18 protein-coding genes are annotated in these 18030 nt (G+C 71.9%); 9 read left to right on the top strand and 9 right to left on the bottom strand.

The genetic code is table 11. The annotated features are described in order from the left end of the window. Positions 1–138: 138 nt before the first annotated feature. On the top strand, positions 139–483 hold the full coding sequence (locus ACE1OC_RS17375; RefSeq protein ID WP_407837759.1) for a hypothetical protein: 345 nt from the start codon (positions 139–141) through the stop codon (positions 481–483). Here ACE1OC_RS17375 and ACE1OC_RS17380 read toward each other — a convergent pair. Next, positions 449–1732 carry a geranylgeranyl reductase family protein gene (locus ACE1OC_RS17380; protein WP_407837760.1) on the bottom strand — a complete coding sequence of 428 codons (1284 nt, stop codon included), beginning with the start codon at positions 1730–1732 and terminating at the stop codon, positions 449–451. The two genes, ACE1OC_RS17375 and ACE1OC_RS17380, sit on opposite strands and share 35 nt — an antisense overlap. 95 nt (positions 1733–1827) lie before the next feature. Between ACE1OC_RS17380 and ACE1OC_RS17385 the strand changes: the two genes are divergently transcribed. After that, on the top strand, positions 1828–2352 hold the full coding sequence (locus tag ACE1OC_RS17385) for a GNAT family N-acetyltransferase (protein ID WP_407837761.1): 525 nt from the start codon (positions 1828–1830) through the stop codon (positions 2350–2352). Positions 2353–2561: 209 nt separating this feature from the next. Here the strand turns inward: ACE1OC_RS17385 and ACE1OC_RS17390 are convergent, their stop codons facing one another. Further along, positions 2562–3473 carry a glutaminase gene (locus tag ACE1OC_RS17390; protein ID WP_407837762.1) on the bottom strand — a complete coding sequence of 304 codons (912 nt, stop codon included), beginning with the start codon at positions 3471–3473 and terminating at the stop codon, positions 2562–2564. A 6-nt stretch (positions 3474–3479) separates the two neighbouring features. After that, positions 3480–4172 (bottom strand): demethylmenaquinone methyltransferase, encoded by a 693-nt coding sequence (locus ACE1OC_RS17395; protein WP_274549008.1) that lies wholly within the window; start codon positions 4170–4172, stop codon positions 3480–3482. A 196-nt stretch (positions 4173–4368) separates the two neighbouring features. Here ACE1OC_RS17395 and ACE1OC_RS17400 point away from each other — a divergent pair, with 196 nt between their 5' ends. After that, positions 4369–5250 (top strand): CPBP family intramembrane glutamic endopeptidase, encoded by an 882-nt coding sequence (locus tag ACE1OC_RS17400; RefSeq protein ID WP_407837763.1) that lies wholly within the window; start codon positions 4369–4371, stop codon positions 5248–5250. Here the strand turns inward: ACE1OC_RS17400 and ACE1OC_RS17405 are convergent. The 5 genes from ACE1OC_RS17405 to ACE1OC_RS17425 all read right to left on the bottom strand — a co-directional run bounded on the left by ACE1OC_RS17405 (position 5216) and on the right by ACE1OC_RS17425 (position 10049). Continuing rightward, positions 5216–5869, bottom strand: coding sequence for an imidazolonepropionase-like domain-containing protein (locus ACE1OC_RS17405; RefSeq protein WP_407837764.1), 654 nt, complete (start codon positions 5867–5869; stop codon positions 5216–5218). The genes ACE1OC_RS17400 and ACE1OC_RS17405 overlap by 35 nt on opposite strands. Before the next feature lie 7 nt (positions 5870–5876). Next, positions 5877–7076, bottom strand: coding sequence for a cyclic dehypoxanthinyl futalosine synthase (gene mqnC, locus ACE1OC_RS17410; RefSeq protein ID WP_250740957.1), 1200 nt, complete (start codon positions 7074–7076; stop codon positions 5877–5879). A gap of 128 nt (positions 7077–7204) precedes the next feature. Then, positions 7205–8011, bottom strand: coding sequence for a prepilin peptidase (locus tag ACE1OC_RS17415; RefSeq protein ID WP_407837765.1), 807 nt, complete (start codon positions 8009–8011; stop codon positions 7205–7207). A gap of 114 nt (positions 8012–8125) precedes the next feature. Continuing rightward, positions 8126–8953, bottom strand: coding sequence for an MBL fold metallo-hydrolase (locus tag ACE1OC_RS17420; protein ID WP_407837766.1), 828 nt, complete (start codon positions 8951–8953; stop codon positions 8126–8128). Positions 8954–9185: 232 nt separating this feature from the next. Then, positions 9186–10049, bottom strand: a complete 864-nt coding sequence (locus tag ACE1OC_RS17425; RefSeq protein WP_250740960.1) for a menaquinone biosynthetic enzyme MqnA/MqnD family protein — start codon at positions 10047–10049, stop codon at positions 9186–9188. Between the two features lie 237 nt (positions 10050–10286). Here ACE1OC_RS17425 and ACE1OC_RS17430 point away from each other — a divergent pair, with 237 nt between their 5' ends. The 3 genes from ACE1OC_RS17430 (at position 10287) to ACE1OC_RS17440 (ending at position 12151) form a co-directional block, all read left to right on the top strand. Further along, positions 10287–10490: a cold-shock protein gene (locus ACE1OC_RS17430; RefSeq protein WP_112451444.1), complete on the top strand. Its 204-nt coding sequence runs from the start codon at positions 10287–10289 to the stop codon at positions 10488–10490. 288 nt (positions 10491–10778) lie between these two features. Beyond that, the gene (locus ACE1OC_RS17435) at positions 10779–11372 is read left to right on the top strand and encodes a TetR/AcrR family transcriptional regulator (protein ID WP_407837767.1); all 594 of its coding nucleotides are present in this window, start codon (positions 10779–10781) and stop codon (positions 11370–11372) included. A 281-nt stretch (positions 11373–11653) separates the two neighbouring features. Continuing rightward, positions 11654–12151: a hypothetical protein gene (locus ACE1OC_RS17440; protein ID WP_407837768.1), complete on the top strand. Its 498-nt coding sequence runs from the start codon at positions 11654–11656 to the stop codon at positions 12149–12151. On the opposite strand, the gene ACE1OC_RS17445 is transcribed toward ACE1OC_RS17440, so the two are convergent. Beyond that, positions 12148–13878: a lytic transglycosylase domain-containing protein gene (locus ACE1OC_RS17445; protein WP_407837769.1), complete on the bottom strand. Its 1731-nt coding sequence runs from the start codon at positions 13876–13878 to the stop codon at positions 12148–12150. The genes ACE1OC_RS17440 and ACE1OC_RS17445 overlap by 4 nt on opposite strands. 294 nt (positions 13879–14172) lie before the next feature. Here ACE1OC_RS17445 and ACE1OC_RS17450 point away from each other — a divergent pair, with 294 nt between their 5' ends. The 3 genes from ACE1OC_RS17450 (at position 14173) to fxsT (ending at position 18017) form a co-directional block, all read left to right on the top strand. Then, entirely contained in the window at positions 14173–14970 is a 798-nt protein-coding gene (locus ACE1OC_RS17450; protein WP_407837770.1) for a thioredoxin domain-containing protein, read from the top strand. A 126-nt stretch (positions 14971–15096) separates the two neighbouring features. Continuing rightward, positions 15097–15567 (top strand): hypothetical protein, encoded by a 471-nt coding sequence (locus ACE1OC_RS17455; protein WP_407837771.1) that lies wholly within the window; start codon positions 15097–15099, stop codon positions 15565–15567. A gap of 35 nt (positions 15568–15602) precedes the next feature. After that, positions 15603–18017, top strand: coding sequence for an FxSxx-COOH system tetratricopeptide repeat protein (gene fxsT, locus ACE1OC_RS17460; RefSeq protein WP_407837772.1), 2415 nt, complete (start codon positions 15603–15605; stop codon positions 18015–18017). The last annotated feature ends 13 nt before the right edge of the window (positions 18018–18030 follow it).

Here is an 18030-nt window from a genome sequence, read left to right on the forward strand (position 1 = left end):
CTGGTCAGCCAAACTTCTTGCCTGGAAACCGACTTGCCGCTCCGTCCCGCCTGGCGGGCAGCTCGTGCCCGACCGGCGGAGCCCTGCGAAGATGGTTCAGGGCGAGCGCGCCCGAGTCGCCCCAGGAAGTGGTGATCCGTGACGACCAACCCGTCCGACGAAGCCCCGGATGCGGGTGCCGGCGCCGTCCCGGCCGCCGCCGGGCTCGGCCTCCTGTCCCTCGGCGGCTGGTTGCTGACCACCACCCGCCCCTGGCAGAAGCCCGGCTCCCCGCTCACGCTCACCCTGGACTGGACGGCCTCGGGCACCCTGATGGTCTGCGGCCTGGTCCTGCTGACCCGCTGCATCCGCCTGGTCCACACCGCGCCCGAGCCCGCGCAGGGGGGCCCGCACGAGATCCCGTACGAGCCCCCGAGCGAGGCGCACCCGGTGACGGCCGGGACCAGGCTCAGGCCTTGGGGGCGACCTTCGAAAGGCCGTTGATGACGCGGTCCATCGCGTCGCCGCCCGTCGGGTCGGTCAGGTTGGCCAGCATCTTCAGGGTGAACTTCATCAGCACCGGGTGGCTCAGACCGCGCTGGGCGGCGACCTTCATGATCTTCGGGTTGCCGATGAGCTTCACGAAGGCGCGGCCCAGGGTGTAGTAGCCGCCGTAGGTCTCCTTGAGGACCTTCGGGTAGCTGTGCAGGGTCAGTTCGCGCAGGGCCGGAGTGGCGCGGGAGTGGGCCTGGACGATGACGTCGGCGGCGATCTGCCCCGACTCCATCGCGTAGGCGATGCCCTCGCCGTTGAACGGGTTGACGAGCCCGCCCGCGTCACCGACGAGCAGCAGCCCCTTGGTGTAGTGCGGCTGCCGGTTGAAGGCCATCGGCAGGGCCGCGCCGCGGATGGGCTGCGTCATGTTCTCGGGGGTGTAGCCCCAGTCCTCCGGCATCGAGGCGCACCAGGCCTTGAGGACCTCGCGCCAGTCCAGCTCCTTGAAGGCGGAGGAGGAGTTGAGGATGCCGAGGCCGACGTTGGAGGTGCCGTCGCCCATGCCGAAGATCCAGCCGTAGCCGGGCAGCAGCCGGTCCTCGGCCCCGCGCCGGTCCCAGAGCTCCAGCCAGGACTCCAGGTAGTCGTCGTCGTGGCGGGGAGAGGTGAAGTACGTGCGTACGGCCACGCCCATCGGGCGGTCCTCGCGGCGGTGCAGGCCCATCGCCAGGGAGAGCCGCGAGGAGTTGCCGTCGGCGGCGACGACGAGGGGGGCGTGGAACGTGACCGGGGTCTTCTCCTCGCCGAGCTTCGCCGTCACTCCGGTGATGTGGCCGGTACGGGGATCGCGTACGGGCTCGCCCACGTTGCAGCGCTCGTACAGCCGGGCGCCGGCCTTCTGCGCCTGGCGGGCCAGGGTCTCGTCGAAGTCGTCGCGCTTGCGGACGAGTCCGTAGTCGGGGAAGGAGGCCAGCTCGGGCCAGTCCAGCTGGAGCCGCTGGCCGCCGCCGATGATCCGCAGGCCCTTGTTGCGCAGCCAGCCCGCCTCTTCGGAGATGTCGATGCCCATCGACACGAGCTGCTTGGTGGCGCGCGGGGTCAGGCCGTCGCCGCAGACCTTCTCGCGCGGGAACGCGGTCTTCTCCAGGAGCAGCACGTCGAGTCCGGCCTTGGCCAGGTAATACGCAGTGGTCGATCCGGCGGGACCGGCCCCGACGACGATCACGTCCGCGGAGTGCTCGGAGAGGGGCTCGGTCACGGCGGGTCTCCCGAAGGCTCGATAAAGGGTGCCCAACGGCACAAGACATGTGCAGTCTATGCAGCGAGAGAGATCGCGATCCGAAGGGCTGCCCTGTGACCACCTCGCCGACCCGGCCGCTCCCCGTCGTCCAGCTCCGTGTGCCCACGGACGAGGACGCGCACGCCTGGCACCGGGTCTTCCGCGACCCCGATGTCATGGAGTTCCTCGGGGGGCCCGCCGAGCTCTCCTTCTACGAGGAAATCACCGCCCGGCAGCGGATGCACGACGCCCGGCTCGGCTTCTGCCTGTGGACGCTGCTCGACGCGGACGGTGAGGTCCTCGGCTTCACCGGGGCGCAGCCGTGGCCGGAGTCGAAGGGGTGGGGGCCGGTCGGGGAGATCGAGATCGGCTGGCGGCTCGGTCGCTCCGCGTGGGGGCGGGGGTACGCGTACGCGGCTGCGCTGGCGACGCTGGAGCGGGTGCGGGAGGCTGGGGTTCCGGATGTGGTGGCGATGATCGACGATGCGAATGTTCGCTCGATCGCGGTGGCGGAGCGGCTGGGCATGACCCTGACGACCCGCCTCCCCGTCCCCGGCGGCCCCCGGGTATCCCGCCGCTACGCCCTGACCCTCACGTAAACCCCCGCTGCGCGGGGCGGAGTTCCCCTACCCGCCCTTCGCCCGTTCCCCGGAGCTCCGCCCCGGACCCCGCTCCTCAAACGCCGGAGGGGCTGGATTTTGGGGCGGAGCCCCAGGGGGTCCGGGCGCAGCCCGGGGAACGGGCGAAGGGTGGGTAGGGGACCTCGCCCCGCAGGGCCCGACCCACCCGCAGGAGTGCGAGGGCCGCGTCAGAACACGCTCAGGCCCGTCAGGGTCGTGAAGCGGTCCAGGGCGGCCACCGCGGCTACCGAGTTGCCCTGGGCGTCCAGGCCGGGGCTCCACGCGGCCAGCGTGCACGCGCCGGGCACGACCGCGACGATGCCGCCGCCCACCCCGCTCTTGCCCGGCAGCCCCACGCGGTAGGCGAACTCCCCCGCCGCGTCGTACGTCCCACAGGTCAGCATCACCGCGTTGACCTGCTTCGCCTCGCTGCGGGTGAGGAGCCGCGAGCCGTCGGCGCGCAGGCCGTGCCGGGCCAGGAAGCGGCCCGCCCGGGCGAGGTCGGCGCAGCTCATCTCGATGGAGCACTGCCAGAAGTAGTGCTCCAGCAGCGTCGGCACCGGGTTGTCGATGTTCCCGTAGGCGGCCATGAAGTGGGCCAGGGCCGCGTTGCGGTCGCCGTGTTCCTGTTCGGAGGCGGCGACCTCCGGGTCGAAGGCGACGTCCGGGTTCTGGCTCTCCTCCCGGAGGAACCGCAGCAGTTCGCTGCTCGCGTCGCCCGTCAGCGTCTGGAGCCGGTCGGTGACGACGAGCGCGCCCGCGTTGATGAAGGGGTTGCGCGGGATGCCGTTCTCGTACTCCAGCTGCACGAGGGAGTTGAATGGGTTGCCGGAGGGTTCCCGGCCGACCCGCTCCCACAGGCTGTCGCCGCCCTCGGCGAGCGCGAGGGCCAGCGCGAAGACCTTGGTGATGGACTGCGTGGAGAACGGCGTCCGCCAGTCCCCCACCCCGAACACGTTGCCGTCGAGGTCGGCGACGGCCATCCCGAACTGCCGGGGGTCCACGGACGCCAGCGCCGGGATGTACTCGGCGGGCGCCCCGCTGCCCACCAGCGGGGCGATGTCCTTCGCGACCTGTTCCAGCAGCGCCTGGTAGTCCACGGGGAACTACCCCTTCGTGCCGCGGTGCAGGGCCACGATGCCGCCGCTCAGGTTGCGCCAGGCCACCTTGGACCAGCCGGCCTTCTGCAGCAGCGCGGCCAGCGCCGGCTGGTCGGGCCAGGCGCGGATGGAGTCGGCGAGGTAGACGTACGCGTCGGGGTTGGAGGAGACCGCACGGGCCACCGGCGGCATCGCGCGCATCAGGTACTCGGTGTACACGGTCCGGAAGGGGGCCCAGGTGGGCTGCGAGAACTCGCAGATCACGATCCGGCCGCCGGGCTTCGTGACCCGGTACAGCTCGCGCAGCGCGGAGTCGGTGTCCTGGACGTTGCGCAGGCCGAAGGAGATGGTGACGGTGTCGAAGGCGTCGTCCTTGAAGGGGAGCTTCGTCGCGTCGCCGGCCGTCAACGGGAGCCAGGGGTTGCGCTTCTTGCCCTCGCGGAGCATGCCGAGGGAGAAGTCGCAGGGCACGACGTACGCGCCGGCCGCGGCGAAGGGCAGCGAGGACGTGGCGGTGCCGGCGGCCAGGTCGAGGACGAGCTGCCCGGGGCGCGCGCCGACCGCCTTGGCGACCTCCTTGCGCCAGACGCGGTCCTGCCCGAGGGAGAGCACGTCGTTGGTGAGGTCGTAGTTCGCCGCCACGCCGTCGAACATGGAGGCGACTTCGTGCGGCTGCTTGTCCAGGGAAGCGGATGTCACTGGCGTGGGCCCCTCGGGTGCGGTGCGAATGGTTCGGCGAACGGTTCGGCAGCGGTTCGGCAGGGTCCTGCGGACCGCCCCGCCATTCTCGCAGGCCCCCACCCCTCACACCCGGCCGCCCGTATTAGCCCATTAGGGAGGGTTACATGGCTTATTGTTCGATAACCCTAAAACAGTAGAGACAGACGGGTACGACATGGTGCAGCCGGTGGACGACGGTCCGGCCAGGTCCCTGAGAGGTTTCTTCGATCGGCCGACCCTGGGGAAGGCCGTCCTGGTGATCGTCGGGTACCTGGCGTACTACCTGCTGGTCGGGCTCGCCCTCGGCGCCGTCTTCGGCGACGAGGTGGACAAGGACGACGTGCTCGCGACGGGTGCGAGCATCTTCTTCGCCCTCGTGCTGCCGGTCGCGATCGGCGCCGTGACCCTCCTCGGCTTCACGGCCGCCATCGGCCGGCTCCGCTCGGTCTTCGACAGGCGGACGGCCGTGGGCCGGCCCTGGATGTGGATCGGCCCCGCGCTCGTGCTCGTCGCCGCCGTCAGCCACGCCGCGACCACCGACTGGAGCCGGTGGCGGCCGGAGCAGCTCCTGCTCATCGCCCTTCTCGGGGTCTGCGTGGGACTCGCCGAGGAGCTCGCGACGCGCGGCCTCGCGGTCCGGCTGCTCCACGACGCCGGGCACTCCGAGCGGTTCGTGATGGTGGTCTCGTCGCTGCTGTTCGCCCTCATGCACGTGACCAACGTGCTGTCCGGGATGAAGGTGAGCACGGTGCTCGTCACCGTCGTCTACACCTTCGGCTTCGGCGTGTGCATGTACCTGGTCATGCGTCTCACGGGCACCATCTGGTCCGCGATCGCCCTGCACGCCGTCACGGACCCGACGACCATCTTCGCCAGCGGCGGCGTCGACGAAGCCGTCACGCAGCACACCGGCGGCTGGTCCGTCCTCGCCTCGACGGCCACGGTCCTCATGGTCGTCTTCGCGTGCGTGGCCGTCTTCCTGGTCCGCGGAGACCGCCGCGGGCGGACGGACTCCCCCGGGGTCAGCGGCGGCGGTGGAGCAGCCTTCCGCCGATGACCGTGGCCACACAGGTGGTCGGGCCCTCCACCAGCAGCTCCGCCGGACCGGCCACCGCGAAGACCGCGAACCGCGCCGGAGCGCCGGGCTCCAGGACTCCGTGGAAGGCCTCCTCGGCCGCGGTCCGGCCGGCGAGCGGGTCCAGGGAGGCCGGGCCCTCGTAGGGGGCGGGCGGGACGACGGTGAGGCCGGAGCGGACCACGGCCGTCCGGACGGCCGGGCTGGTGAAGCGGCCGGCCACCGCGACCACCCCGCGGGCGAGCAGCTTCTGCGTGCCGCGCCGCGCGCTGTTGCCCCAGCGCGGCTCGGTCATCTTCAGGTCCGCCAACGCCTCGGCGCCGCTGATCGGTTCGGCCCCGAGCTCGGTGATCTCGTACGGGTCGTCCGGGTAGTAGGTGCGCTCCAGCAGCTCGTCACCGCCGCGCACGAGCAGCCCCGGGGTCAGCACCCCGGGCCAGCTGCGGGCGCGCGCGTGCGGGTAGGCCGCGGCGAGCTCCTCGTACGGGCCCACCCGGGCGATGCGGTCCCCCTCGACCAGGACCGCGCCGCCGGGCAGCGGCGCGGTCGCGGTACCCGTCGGTCCGGTGACGAGGAGTTCGGCGGTGTGGATCGTCAGCACGGGCGCGTCAGTTCGAGGAGATGAGCTTCAGCTCGGGGTGGGCGGTGCCGCCCTCGATGGCGGTGGACGAGATGTGCGAGACCACGCGGTCGTCGACCGGGTCGTTCGCCGGGTCGTCGTGCACGAGGAGGTGCTCGTACGTCGTCGCGCGCTGGGCCGGGGTGCGGCCCGCCTTGCGGATCAGGTCGATGATCTCCATGCGGTTCGAGCGGTGCTTGGCACCGGCCGAGGAGACCACGTTCTCCTCCAGCATGATCGAACCGAGGTCGTCGGCGCCGTAGTGCAGGGAGAGCTGGCCCGCCTCCTTGCCGACGGTGAGCCAGGAGCCCTGGATGTGGGCGATGTTGTCGAGGAAGAGCCGCGCGATGGCGATCATGCGCAGGTACTCGAAGACGGTCGCCTGGGTCCGGCCCTTGAGGTGGTTGTTCTCGGGCTGGTAGGTGTACGGGATGAAGGCGCGGAAGCCGCCCGTGCGGTCCTGGGTGTCCCGGATCATCGCGATGTGCTCGATGCGCTCGGCGTTGGTCTCGCCGGTGCCCATCAGCATGGTGGAGGTGGACTCCACGCCCAGCTTGTGGGCGATCTCCATGATCTCCAGCCAGCGCTCGCCGGACTCCTTGAGCGGGGCGATCGCCTTGCGCGGCCGCTCCGGGAGCAGCTCGGCGCCGGCGCCCGCGAAGGAGTCGAGCCCGGCGGCGTGGATGCGCTGGATGGCCTCCTCCGCCGACACCTTGGAGATCCGGGCCATGTGCTCGACCTCGGACGCGCCGAGGGAGTGGATGACCAGCTGCGGGAAGGCCTGCTTGATGGCGGAGAAGTGGTGCTCGTAGTACTCGACGCCGTAGTCCGGGTGGTGGCCGCCCTGGAACATGATCTGCGTGCCGCCCAGCTCGACGGTCTCCGCGCAGCGGCGCAGGATGTCGTCGAGATCCCGGGACCAGCCCTTCTTCGCGTCCTTGGGGGCCGCGTAGAAGGCGCAGAACTTGCACGCCGTCACACACACGTTGGTGTAGTTGATGTTCCGCTCGATGATGTACGTCGCGATGTGCTCGGTACCGGCGTAGCGCAGCCGGCGGGCCGCGTCGGCGGCCTGGCCGAGGGCGTGCAGGGGCGCGTGGCGATAGAGGTCGAGCGCCTCTTCCCGGGTGATCCGGCCCCCCGCGGCGGCTCGGTCGAGGACTGACTGGAGAGCGGCCTGGTCGGTCACCGGTGCGTCACCTTTCGGCTGTGTCGTTCGGCTGGCGCCCGGCTGCGGTCGAGATTCCCGGACCGATCCAGCCTACGCCAGCCCCTCCGGCTCCCGGGCTGGCCCCCTGCGGGATGTCCCGAACCGCCTCACGGAACCAGTCCGGCTCCCAGGACGGGGTCCGACGCCAGGTCGAGCCCCATGCCCAGGCCCAGGCCCGCGTAGATCACGCCCGCGAGGGCGCCGCCGGCCATGAACGGCCCGAAGGCGATCGAGGTCCCGGGCTCCGCCCGGCGCAGGGCGGCCCGGACGTACCCGTGCACGGCGGCCGCGGTGAAGCCGGCGAAGGTGCCGGCGAACAGCACGAACCACCCGTACCAGCCCAGGATCTGCCCCACGGTCAGGGCCAGGGTGACGTCGCCGAATCCCATGCCGGGCGGGTAGATCAGATGGAAGACGAGGTACACGGACCCGAGGGTGAGCCCGCCGAGCAGCGCGCGCGTCCAGGATCCGCCGGTACCCGTGAACAGCGCGGCCACGCCGAGCGCGGCCGCGGTGGTGGCCGCCAGCGGGAGGGTCAGTACGTCGGGCAGCCGGTGCACGGCCTGGTCGACGAAGCAGAGCAGGACGGTGAAGGGCACGAGCAGCAGCCAGGCCCCCAGTTCGGGCCGCGCCCCGACCCCGGCGCCCAGCGTGAGGCACACCAGGGTGGTGGCGAGCACGGCCCCCGCGACGGGCGCGTAGCCGCCGTGCCACCGGGCCCCGGGCGCGCACCGGGGGCAGACCGCGAAGCCCAGCCAGCCTCCGGCCGGGCCGGTCAGCGGATGCCCGGCCGGGCAGTCCGACCGCCAGGGCATGCCCGACTCGACGGAGAGGCGGTAGACGGCCCGGGGCAGCAGCAGGCCCGCCAGTACGCCCCAGAGCGTGACCCCGGCCACGAATCCCGCGATGCCCATGCCCGCTCTCGCCCCCGCCCTGCCCACCCCGGCCCGCCGTGTCCTGGCATGTCTCGGCGATGGACGCTAGCAGGGGCGGTCGTCCCCCACTACCCGGCCCGGGGGCGCTACGGCTCAGGCCGTCGCACGCGCCGAGCCGGCCGGTTCGAACCCGGCCAGCATCCGTTCCAGGGCCTCCTGGTCCGGGCCCACGAAGGGTTCGAGGCCCGGGGCGAGGGACACCGTGTCGAGCATCCGGGCGATGAGCCCGATCCCGGCGGCCGGCGGCAGGTGGGTGGAGAGCACGAGCTCGGGGTCCATCTCCCGGACCGGCCGGACGGTGGCGAGGAACTTCTCCCGGTCGGCGACGGTCACCCAGGGGCTGTCCAGCGAAGCCCAGAACAGCTGGGCGGCCCGCAGGTCCTCGGGCCCGACCGCCCCGGCGTCGCCGCCGGCCGCGAGGTCGCCGTCCGGGAGGGGGGCGCCGAAGCAGTCGGAGCTGAAGCAGGCCCGCGACCGGTCGTCGTAGAAGCCCACGGTCGCGGGGTTGTCGAAGAGGGGCGGCCGGAAGGCGGTGAGGGTGCGGTCGCCCACGTCGAGGCGCTGGCCGGGGTTGAGGAAGTAGACCCGGTCCATGGGTAGCGGACGCTCCGTGGTCATCTCGCCCGCGCCGAGGAAGGTGGTCACCACGCGGGCCTCGGGGGCGGCCTCCAGCAGGGCGAAGATCCCGCCGGTGTGGTCCCGGTCCGGGTGCGTCAGCCAGATCCACCGCACCTCGGCGGGGTCGACGGCCTCGGAGAGGGTCCTCAGGAAGTCCCGGTCGGGCAGGCCGAGGCCGGTGTCGACGACCACGGGCTCCCTGGCGTGCAGGACGAAGGCGTTGACCGGGATGAATCCGACTCCGGGCGCTTCGAGCGCGTCCCCGAGCACCGTGATGTCCCGGCCGAGTGAGCGTGTGGTCATGGCAGGCTCCGGTGGCCCCCTGGGTGAGCACGCTCGCGACCGCCCCGGGCTCCCCCCGCCCCTCCCTCCTCATCGTGTCCCCGGGCGGCCCCGCCCGCACGCCCGCGGGGGGGGGTGAGGACAGGGGATGAGGACAGGGGATGAAAGGGGACGGCATTCCCGGTAAACGGCGGGCATTCGCCTTTCCGCCCCATTCCGCTCTGCGGAAAGGCGAATACCCTCATAAGCCGCGCTAATGACCCGGCACACCCACCGGCAGGAGCTCCACGTTCACATCGGGCGCATAGCCCGTCGTGAGTCCCGTCCGGCGCGCGAATTCACGTACGCCGGCCAGCTGGTCGGGGCCGAAGCGGAAGTCGAGCGTCGTGAAGTAGCGCTCCAGGAGTTCCGCGTCGAAGGCCTCCCAGCGGGCCGCCTGCTCGGCGACCTTGCCGACCTCCTCCAGGGACACGTCCCGGGAGGCGAGGAAGGCCTCGTGGACCTTCCGCACGACCTCCGGCTCACGCTCCAGGTACTCCTTGCGGGCGGCCCAGACGGCGAAGACGAACGGCAGTCCCGTCCACTCCTTCCACATCGCCCCCAGGTCGTGGACGGTGAGTCCGAGCCGGGGCGCGTCGTGCAGCGAGGCCCGCAGTGCGGCGTCGCCGATCAGCACCGCCGCGTCCGCCTCCTGCATCATCAGCCCCAGGTCGGGCGGGCAGGTGTAGTAGTCGGGCCGCACCTCGTACTTCTCCGCGAGCAGCAGCTGGGCCAAGCGCACGGACGTTCGCGAGGTGGATCCCAGAGCGACCCGGGCGCCGTCCAGCTGGTCCAGGGGGACCTGCGAAACGATCACGCAGGACATGACGGGACCGTCGCAGCCGACCGCCAGGTCGGGGAAGGCGACGAGCTCGTCCGCGTTGCGGAGGAACTCCACGAGGGTGATGGGGCCGATGTCCAGGCCGCCCTGGACGAGGCTCGCGCTGAGCTTCTCCGGGGTGTCCTTGGTCAGCTCCAGGTCCAGCAGCGTGCCGGTTCTGGCCAGCCCCCAGTAGAGGGGCAGGCAGTTCAGGAACTGAATGTGGCCGACACGGGGCCGGCTGCGATAGGCGTCCACATCGCGAGACTAGCCCCCGTGTCTCCGTCAGCCGTCTGGCGGGTCTCAAACGTCCGAGTGACGTGATCTTTCCCTCTGGTCTCGGCCGGGAGGTGCGTGCTAGGCTCGACGCAAGTTGCAGTTTGGTTTCCCTTGCAGTACGAGGCCTGCGGAGAATGTGACCCGCAGGCTTTTGTAGTTTTCAGACTTCTTAGCAGGTTCTGGAGCAGGGCGACCCTTTGGCCCATAGGAGGGCTCATGGCTACCGGAACCGTCAAGTGGTTCAACGCTGAAAAGGGCTTCGGCTTCATCGCCCAGGACGGCGGCGGCCCGGATGTCTTCGTCCACTACTCCGCGATCAACGCCGCCGGCTTCCGCTCCCTTGAGGAGAACCAGCTGGTGAACTTCGACGTCACCCAGGGTCCGAAGGGCCCGCAGGCGGAGAACGTCACCCCGGCCTAGTCGCCTGGGCCAACCAATCGCGGTTGGATTATGCAGTACCCAAGGAGCCCTGTCTTCTCTGTGCGAGCAGAGTCGACGGGGCTCCTGCCTTTGCCCTGGCCGGGTCGTTGAACCGGGCCTCCGGCGCAGCGCCCCCCGGCACCGGGGGGCGCTTTCGCGTATCCGGGTGCACTCCGGGCCCTGGGGCTGCTGCGGCCCCCCGGGGCCCCAAGAGTTCCTAGGACCCCTAGGGTTGCACCTAGTTGATCTAGGAGTAACCTAGCGCCCCTAGGGAAACGGGAGGGGCACATGGTGCGGATGGGGTTGACGGCGGAGAAGGTGACCGTCGTGGGGGCCGAGGTGGCGGATGACGTCGGGCTGCACCGGGTGACCATGGCGCAGGTCGCGCGGCGGCTCGGGGTGCAGGACGCGAGCCTCTACGCGCACGTCCGCAGCCTCGAGGATCTCCGCGGGCGGATCGCGCTGCTGGCGGCGGACGAGAAGACGCTGCTCATCGCGGAGGCGACGGCGGGGCTCGCCGGAAAGGACGCGCTCGTCGCGTTCGCCAACGCCTGGCGGGAGTACGCCCACAAGTTCCCCGGCCGCTACGCGGCGACGCAGGCCCCGGGCAAGATCGACCCCGAGCTGGCCGCGAAGGCCGCCGGACCGCGCCGCGCGGTCGCGCTGACGTACGGCATGCTGCGCGGCTACGGACTGGCGGAGCCCGATCTGACCGACGCGGCCCGACTGCTGCGCAGCACGTTCCACGGGTTCGTGGCCCTGGAGGCCTCGGGCGGCTTCGCCCACGCACGGACCCCGCAGGCCTCCTGGATCCGCTCCCTCGACGCCCTGCACATCCTGCTGCGCCACTGGCCCACGCCCCGGGACGGGGGCGCCGCGTAGCACCCGTCCCCGGGCGCCCGGGGACGAAGTGGTGTCCCCTACCCGCCCTTCCACCGTTCCCCGGGCTCCGCCCGGACCCGGTCCTCAAACGCCGGACGGGCTGAGAATGCCGCTGCGCGGCATCGTCCAGCCTCGCCGGCGTTTGAGGCGCGGGGTCTGGGGCGGAGCCCCAGGGAACGGGCGAAGGGCGGGTAGGGGACAGCCCCCGCAGGGCAGCTACGGCACGCCCGGCCGGGCGGGCGCACCTGCTGACCGCCCGGCCCGAACGCCTCGTCCGCCTCGTGGCGCACGAGCCCCCGGTGGTGGAGGTGCTGCCGGACGCCCCCGCGCACCGCGCGTTCCTCGCGCGCGTACGGGACACCCTGGACGCGGAGGGGCTCGTGCCGGCGATGGGCGTGTTCGCGGCGGGTCTGAAGAAGGAGGGCGGTGAGGGCCACGGTGACCGGGCCCCCGAGCCACCGGCCCGTGCCGGGCTTCCGCCCGCCGCGGCCGCCCGGGTCGAGCGGACGATGGGCGACCTGCCCTACTTCCTCGGGCGCATCGTGCCGAGCTTCATGGCCTACTCCCCCGGCCTCCGGCGGCTGGAGGCGGAGGCCGTCGCGGACCGGCTCGTGCTCGCCGGCGGCCGGGACTCGGTGGGCGAGCTGCCCCACCGCCCGGCTGCGTTCCTCGCCGAGCGGTTCGGCAGGGAACTGCTGCAGTTCCCCGGCGGGCACACCGGCCTGAGCACACACCCCGCCGAGTTCGGCGGGGTGCTCCGGCAGGCGTTCCTCTTCTAGGCCTCGCGGGCCGGCTGCTGGGTCGACGGGGGCTCCGTCGCGGGCGGCTCGGTGGTCGGGGGCTCGGTGACCGGCGGCTCGGTGACGGTGATCTCCAGGAAGAGGACCGCCTGGTCCGAGATCCGCACGCGGAGCGTGTACGTGCCCGCGGCGACGCCCGTGGTGGACAGTTCCGGCAGGGCGATCTTGCCGTCCGCCGCGGTCGCCGGGAGCTCCAGCTCCGTCAGCTTCTTGCCGTCCTTGTCCAGGAAGTACGGGGTCTTCCCCGCCGTGGCCGGGTCCGCCGGGACCCACTTCCCGTCCTTGTCCTTGGCTCCGAGCCCGGCCGTGGCCTTGGCTCCGGCGACGGCCTTGCCCTTCGCCGTCGCCAGGAACTGCACGCCCTTGATCCCGGTCCCGGCCTCCGCCGTGAGCGGCTTGCCGGCGTTCGCGTCGCTGCGGACCAGCAGGTCCGCCTCCGGAACGGGTACCGGCTTGGCCGGGGTGACCTTGCCGCCGATCCGCAGGGAGACCTCGACCGACACCGCGTAGCCCGTGGCGCGCAGGCTGAAGGTGCCCGCCTTGGCGCCCGCCTTCAGCTTCGGAACCCTGACCAGGCCGTTGGCGTTGGTGCGCACGACCGCGAAGTCCTTGCCGTCGGCCGCGAAGACGGTGCGGCCGGTGGTGTCGTCGTCGACCGCGATCACGATCGCCTGGTCGACGGCCGGCATGCCGTCGCTCAGCACCGCCTTGATGAGCGGGGTGCGCCCGAACTCGGTCCCGGCCTCGGCCGTGAGCTCCGCGGTACCGACCCGGATCAGCTTGTCCAGGGTCGGCGTCGGCTTCGGCGGCGGGGTGGGGGTCGGCGTGGGGGTCGGCGGCGTGGGCGTCGGAGTCGGCGTCGGGACCGGCGCGGGGGCCGGCGGCGTCGGCAGCTGCGGCGGGATCGGCGTCGGGTAGTTGCCGGAGGGCGGGTTCGGAACCGGGGTGGCGCCCTGGCCGGCCTGGTACTGGCGCATGTAGCCGAGCACCGTGTTCACGTACTCGCGCGACCTGTTGTAGCTGAGGATCGCCTTGTCGAGGTCGCCCGAGTCGGTGAGGTTGCGCTGACCCGCGCAGAGGTAGAGGCCGGCACCCAGCGCGGCGTCGTAGATGTTGTTCGGGTCGCGCTTGCCGTCGGCGTTGCCGTCGGCGCCCCAGGTGGACCAGGTGGAGGGGATGAACTGCATCGGGCCGACCGCGCGGTCGTACTCCGCGTCCGCGTCCCACTCGCCCTTGTCGGTGTCCTTGATCTCGGCGAAGCCGTTGCCGTCCAGGCGCGGCCCGCGGATCGGCTTCTCGGTGTACCCGTCCGCCTTGAGCCCGTAGCCGGAGGCGTGGACCGACTCCACCCGGCCTATGCCCGCGAGCAGTTGCCAGGGCAGGTGGCAGCCGGGGAGCGCGGCGGCCACCGAGATCTCGGCACGCTTGTAGGCGTCGAGGGCGGTCGCGGGTATGCCGGCGGTGGCCCCGCCGGGGCTGGCGGCGCCGGGGGGCGCCGGCGGCGGGTCGGCGACCAGGTCCGGAAGGTCCAGCCGGGCGTCACCGCGTTCGGTGGCCTGGGGGCTGTCGGGGGTCGGCTCGGCTTCCCCGGCACCCGCGATCGGCGTGTTGGTCACGACCGCGGCGGTGGTCAGGCTGGCCGCGAGGGCGGCCGTGCACATGACTTTGCGCGAGGTGTTGACGAGGTGACGGTGAAGTGGCTTCACAGTGCGGCGATCCCCCCAGAGCGGAGGCCGGTCCGGGCCCCCGTAAAACGTACAAAGTCACATGATGCTCCGCACGCCCCGACATCTTCGCGCGGACGGCCGATCGAACGGGCCGTGGAGGTTAACTGTCTATCAGTTCTTCGCACGCGACTCACCGCCGCCCCCGGAGATGTGCCCCACCATTCGTCTCATCTTCACGAACCTCTCGCCGGTGCGCGGACCAGGGACTTAGGTCCCGCCCGATTCAAACCAATGGCACATATTTGACCTCTCTGCGCTCTTTATCCTTGAGGAATGGCAACCAGCAAGAAGGACCAGCGGCGCGAGGCCCGCGAGCGCATGCGCGAGGAGCGCGAGGCCCAGGCCCGGCGGGAGAAGCTGCGCGGGCGCGTACTGATCGGCGGCGCGCTGGTCGCCGTACTGGCCCTCGCGGTCGGCATCGGCCTCTACGTGTCGAAGCCCGGCGTCGACCAGGAGGCCGCCGGCAAGCCCTTCGTCCAGCCGGCCAACACCACCGGCAAGGACGGGATCGTGATCCCGTACGGCAAGGCGGACGCGAAGAACGTCCTCTCCGTCTGGCTCGACCCGCGCTGCCCCTACTGCGCGGGCGTCGAGATCGGCCTCGGGAAGACCATCAAGGAGCAGGCGGACGCGGGCACGTACCGCGTCGAGTACCACTTCGCCACGTTCCTGGACAAGGCACTCGGTGGCGGCAAGGGCTCCAAGCGCGCGGTCAACGCCCTGGGCGCGGCCGTGAACGAGAGCCCGGAGAAGTTCATGGAGTACCTCCAGGTGCTCTACAAGAACCACCCGGAGCAGGAATCGGACGACAAGTTCGGCTCCACGGCCACCCTGCTGGACCTCGCGAACCAGGTCCCGGGGCTGCGCACGCCCGCCTTCAACCAGGCGGTCAAGGAACTCACCTACATGCCGTGGGTCGAGAAGGTCGGCCAGGCCTTCTACGACCAGAACATGCAGGGCACTCCGGACGTCTCCATCAACGGCACGAAGCTCACGGTGAACTCCGGCAAGGGCATCGACTCGATCACCCCGGACGAGTTCAAGAAGCTGATCACCGACAACCTGAAGTAGCGGGACGGGCGGACTCGGCCTCCTTGACCGAAATGGGCCGTGCGCGCTGGTGCGCGGCAGTAGGTTCGTACGTGGCCCGTCGAGGGCCGCGTACGAGGGATCCGGGAACACGGGGGTGGGTGCGAGGTGCTGGCCGAATCGTTGGAGGCACTGGCCGCGGCGGGGGGAGCCGCGGTGGTGCAGGCCGCGACGACGGACGCGTGGACGGAAGTCCGCGCCCGGGTCGCGCGGTGGTTCGGCCGGGGCGACGGCGAGCGCGAGCGGGTCCAGTTGGAGCGGCTGGACCGCACCGCCGCGGAACTCGTGGCCGCCGGTGGGACGGAGCAGGAGCAGAACCTCCAGGCACAGGTCTGGCGCAGCCGTTTCGAGGACCTGCTGGAGGGTCTCGACGACACCGAGCGGAACGACGCGGCCGCCGGGCTACGGGCCCTGCTGGACGACACCGCAGCAGCCCGCGCAGTCTCCGCCGGAACCGGCGGCGTGGCCGCCGGGCGGGACGTCAGCGTGAAGGCCGAAGGCGGATCGATCGCGGCGGCCGTCCTGCACGGAGGCGCCCACATCGGCCCCCCTCCGGTGCCGGATCCGTCCCAGGGCTGACCGGACCGGCGCTCCCCCCAAGCCTCCCCGCCACCGTGCCGCCGGCTGATGGCGTACTCGTCCACGCCGTGCAGGGCAGCCTGGCGGCGCATCACATCGGCCAGGTCACCTACCAGGCCGCTCCCCGGCACACCGTCTCCTGGCCGCACCAGGTCGGGGTGATCCCCCGGCGGGCCGGTTCCTTCCAGGAGCGGGCCGAGGCGGAGCGGCTGCGCTTCGCCGTGGAGGGCGGGGGCACTGCGGTCCTGTGTCAGGTTCTCGCCGGGATGGGAGGCGTGGGCAAGACCCAACTCGCGGCCGACCACGCCCGCCATGCCTGGGCCAAGGGACAGGTCGACCTGCTGGTGTGGGTCACCGCCGCCACCCGCCAGGCCGTCATCGACGCCTACGCCCAGGCGGCCGCCGACACCCTGCACACGGACCCCGCCGACCCCGAGCGGGCCGCCCAGGCGTTCCTGGCCTGGCTCGAACCCGCGCCGGGCCGTCCCCGCTGGCTGATCGTCCTGGACGACGTCGCCGACCCGGCCGACCTGCGCGACCTGTGGCCGCCCGCCCACGACCGGGGACGCACCTTGGTCACCACCCGCCGCCGCGACGCCGCCCTGGCCACCCACGGCCACCTGGTCCCGGTGGGCCTGTTCACCCCGGCCGAGGCCACGGCCCACCTCCGGCACGCCCTGGCCGCGCAGGGCCGCAGCGAACCCGAAGCGGACCTCACAGCCCTGGCCCGGGACCTGGGTCACCTGCCGCTCGCGCTGTCCCAGGCCGCGGCCTATTTGGTCGACACGGAGCTGTCCCCCGCCGACTACCGCACGCGCCTCGCCGACCGCGCCCGCCAACTGGGCGACCTTCTCCCCGAACCCGGCTCCCTCCCCGACGACCAGTCGACCCCGGCGGCCGCCGCCTGGTCCCTGTCCGTGGAGCGAGCGAACGAGCTGCGACCGGCGGGTCTGGCCCGGCCCTTGCTGGAGCTCGCCGCGATGCTCGACCCGAACGGGATCCCCGGCCAGGCCCTGGTCGGTCATCCCATTCTCAAGTACCTCACGGCCCACCGATCGTTCGACCACCGTGACAGCTCCACCCCGGAACCCCCCTCGGTCACGGAGGAGGAGGCGACCGGCGCTCTGCGGGCGCTCCACCGTCTGAGCCTGGTCGACCACTCCCCCGCTGAAATCCATCAGGCCGTACGCGTCCACCAGATCGTCCAACGGGCCATCCGTGACCCTCTCCTCCCCGACTACCGGGACCTACTCGCGCGCATTGCCGCCGACGCCCTGATCGCCGCCTGGCCCGACACCGAACGCGACGCCGGCCTGGCCAGCGCCCTGCGCGCCAACACCACCGCCTTGATGGCGTGCGCCGGAAGCGCCCTGTACCGGCCCGTGGTCCACCCGGTGCTGTATCACCTTGGTGAAAGCCTCGGACATTCCGGGCAAGTGGCGGCCGCCATCCAGCACCTCCAGCAGCTCACGGACACCGCCACCCACCACTTGGGCCCGGAGTCCCCCGGCACTCTCACCAGCCGCTCCAACCTGGCCCTCTGGCGTGCCCGGGCAGGGGACACCGCCTGGGCCCTAGAAGCAGCCACCCTCCTCCTGGAGATCCAACTGAGGGTTCAAGGACCCGACCACCCCAACACCCTGGCCACCCGTTCCAACCTCGCCACCTATCAGGGGAGGGCAGGGGATGCGAGCGGGGCGGCTGCCGCGTTCGGTGCCCTGATGGAGGACCAGTTACGGGTCCTGGGACCGGACCATTCCGCGACTCTTGCCGCCCGGAACAACCTCGCCCTCTGGCTCGGACAGGCCGGGGACGCGACCGCTGCCGCTGCCGCCTTCGACACCCTCGTGGACGATTGCCTGCGGGTCCTGGGACCGGACCATCCCAACACCCTCGCCACCCGCAACAACTTGGCGGGCTGGCGCGGGAACGCGGGCGACCCGGCCGGGGCCGCTGCCGCGCTCGCCGCCCTCGTGAAGGACCAACTGCGGGTCCTGGGACCGGACCACCCCGACACCCTCACCACCCGTCACAACCTCGCCTACTTGCGGGGTAGGGCCGGAGATCCGGCCGGAGCTGCGGACGACGTCGCCGCCCTGCTGGAGGACCGCCTGCGCGTACTGGGCCCGGACCACCCCGACACTCTCATCACTCGCAGCAGCCTCGCCCACTTGCGGGCGGTGACAGGAGATCGGACGGGCGCGACCACCGCATTCACCGTGCTGCTGGAGGACCGTCTGCGGGTCCTGGGCCCGGACCACCCCGACACGCTCGCCACCCGGTTCGACCTCGCCGCCTGGCACGGGATGGCGGGGAATCCGGGCAGGGCGGCGAAGGAGACCGCAGCAACCCTGGAGGAGCACATCCGTGTGCTGGGGCCGGATCACCCCAACACCCTCACCGTGCGGGTCAGTCTCACCCACTGGCGCCGGGTGGCCGGGGAGCCGTGACGATCGCCCTCGC

Source organism: Streptomyces stoeckheimensis, assembly GCF_045822005.1.
Lineage (GTDB): Bacteria > Actinomycetota > Actinomycetes > Streptomycetales > Streptomycetaceae > Streptomyces > Streptomyces stoeckheimensis.

What these genes read in the sequence shown, in the direction of transcription:
- ACE1OC_RS17450 (WP_407837770.1), top strand. Translation starts at nt 14,173, where the DNA reads ATGGCAACCAGCAAGAAGGACCAGCGGCGCGAGGCCCGCGAGCGCATG.
- ACE1OC_RS17420 (WP_407837766.1), bottom strand. Translation starts at nt 8,953, where the DNA reads ATGACCACACGCTCACTCGGCCGGGACATCACGGTGCTCGGGGACGCG.
- ACE1OC_RS17430 (WP_112451444.1), top strand. Translation starts at nt 10,287, where the DNA reads ATGGCTACCGGAACCGTCAAGTGGTTCAACGCTGAAAAGGGCTTCGGC.
- ACE1OC_RS17400 (WP_407837763.1), top strand. Translation starts at nt 4,369, where the DNA reads ATGGTGCAGCCGGTGGACGACGGTCCGGCCAGGTCCCTGAGAGGTTTC.
- ACE1OC_RS17435 (WP_407837767.1), top strand. Translation starts at nt 10,779, where the DNA reads ATGGTGCGGATGGGGTTGACGGCGGAGAAGGTGACCGTCGTGGGGGCC.
- ACE1OC_RS17415 (WP_407837765.1), bottom strand. Translation starts at nt 8,011, where the DNA reads ATGGGCATCGCGGGATTCGTGGCCGGGGTCACGCTCTGGGGCGTACTG.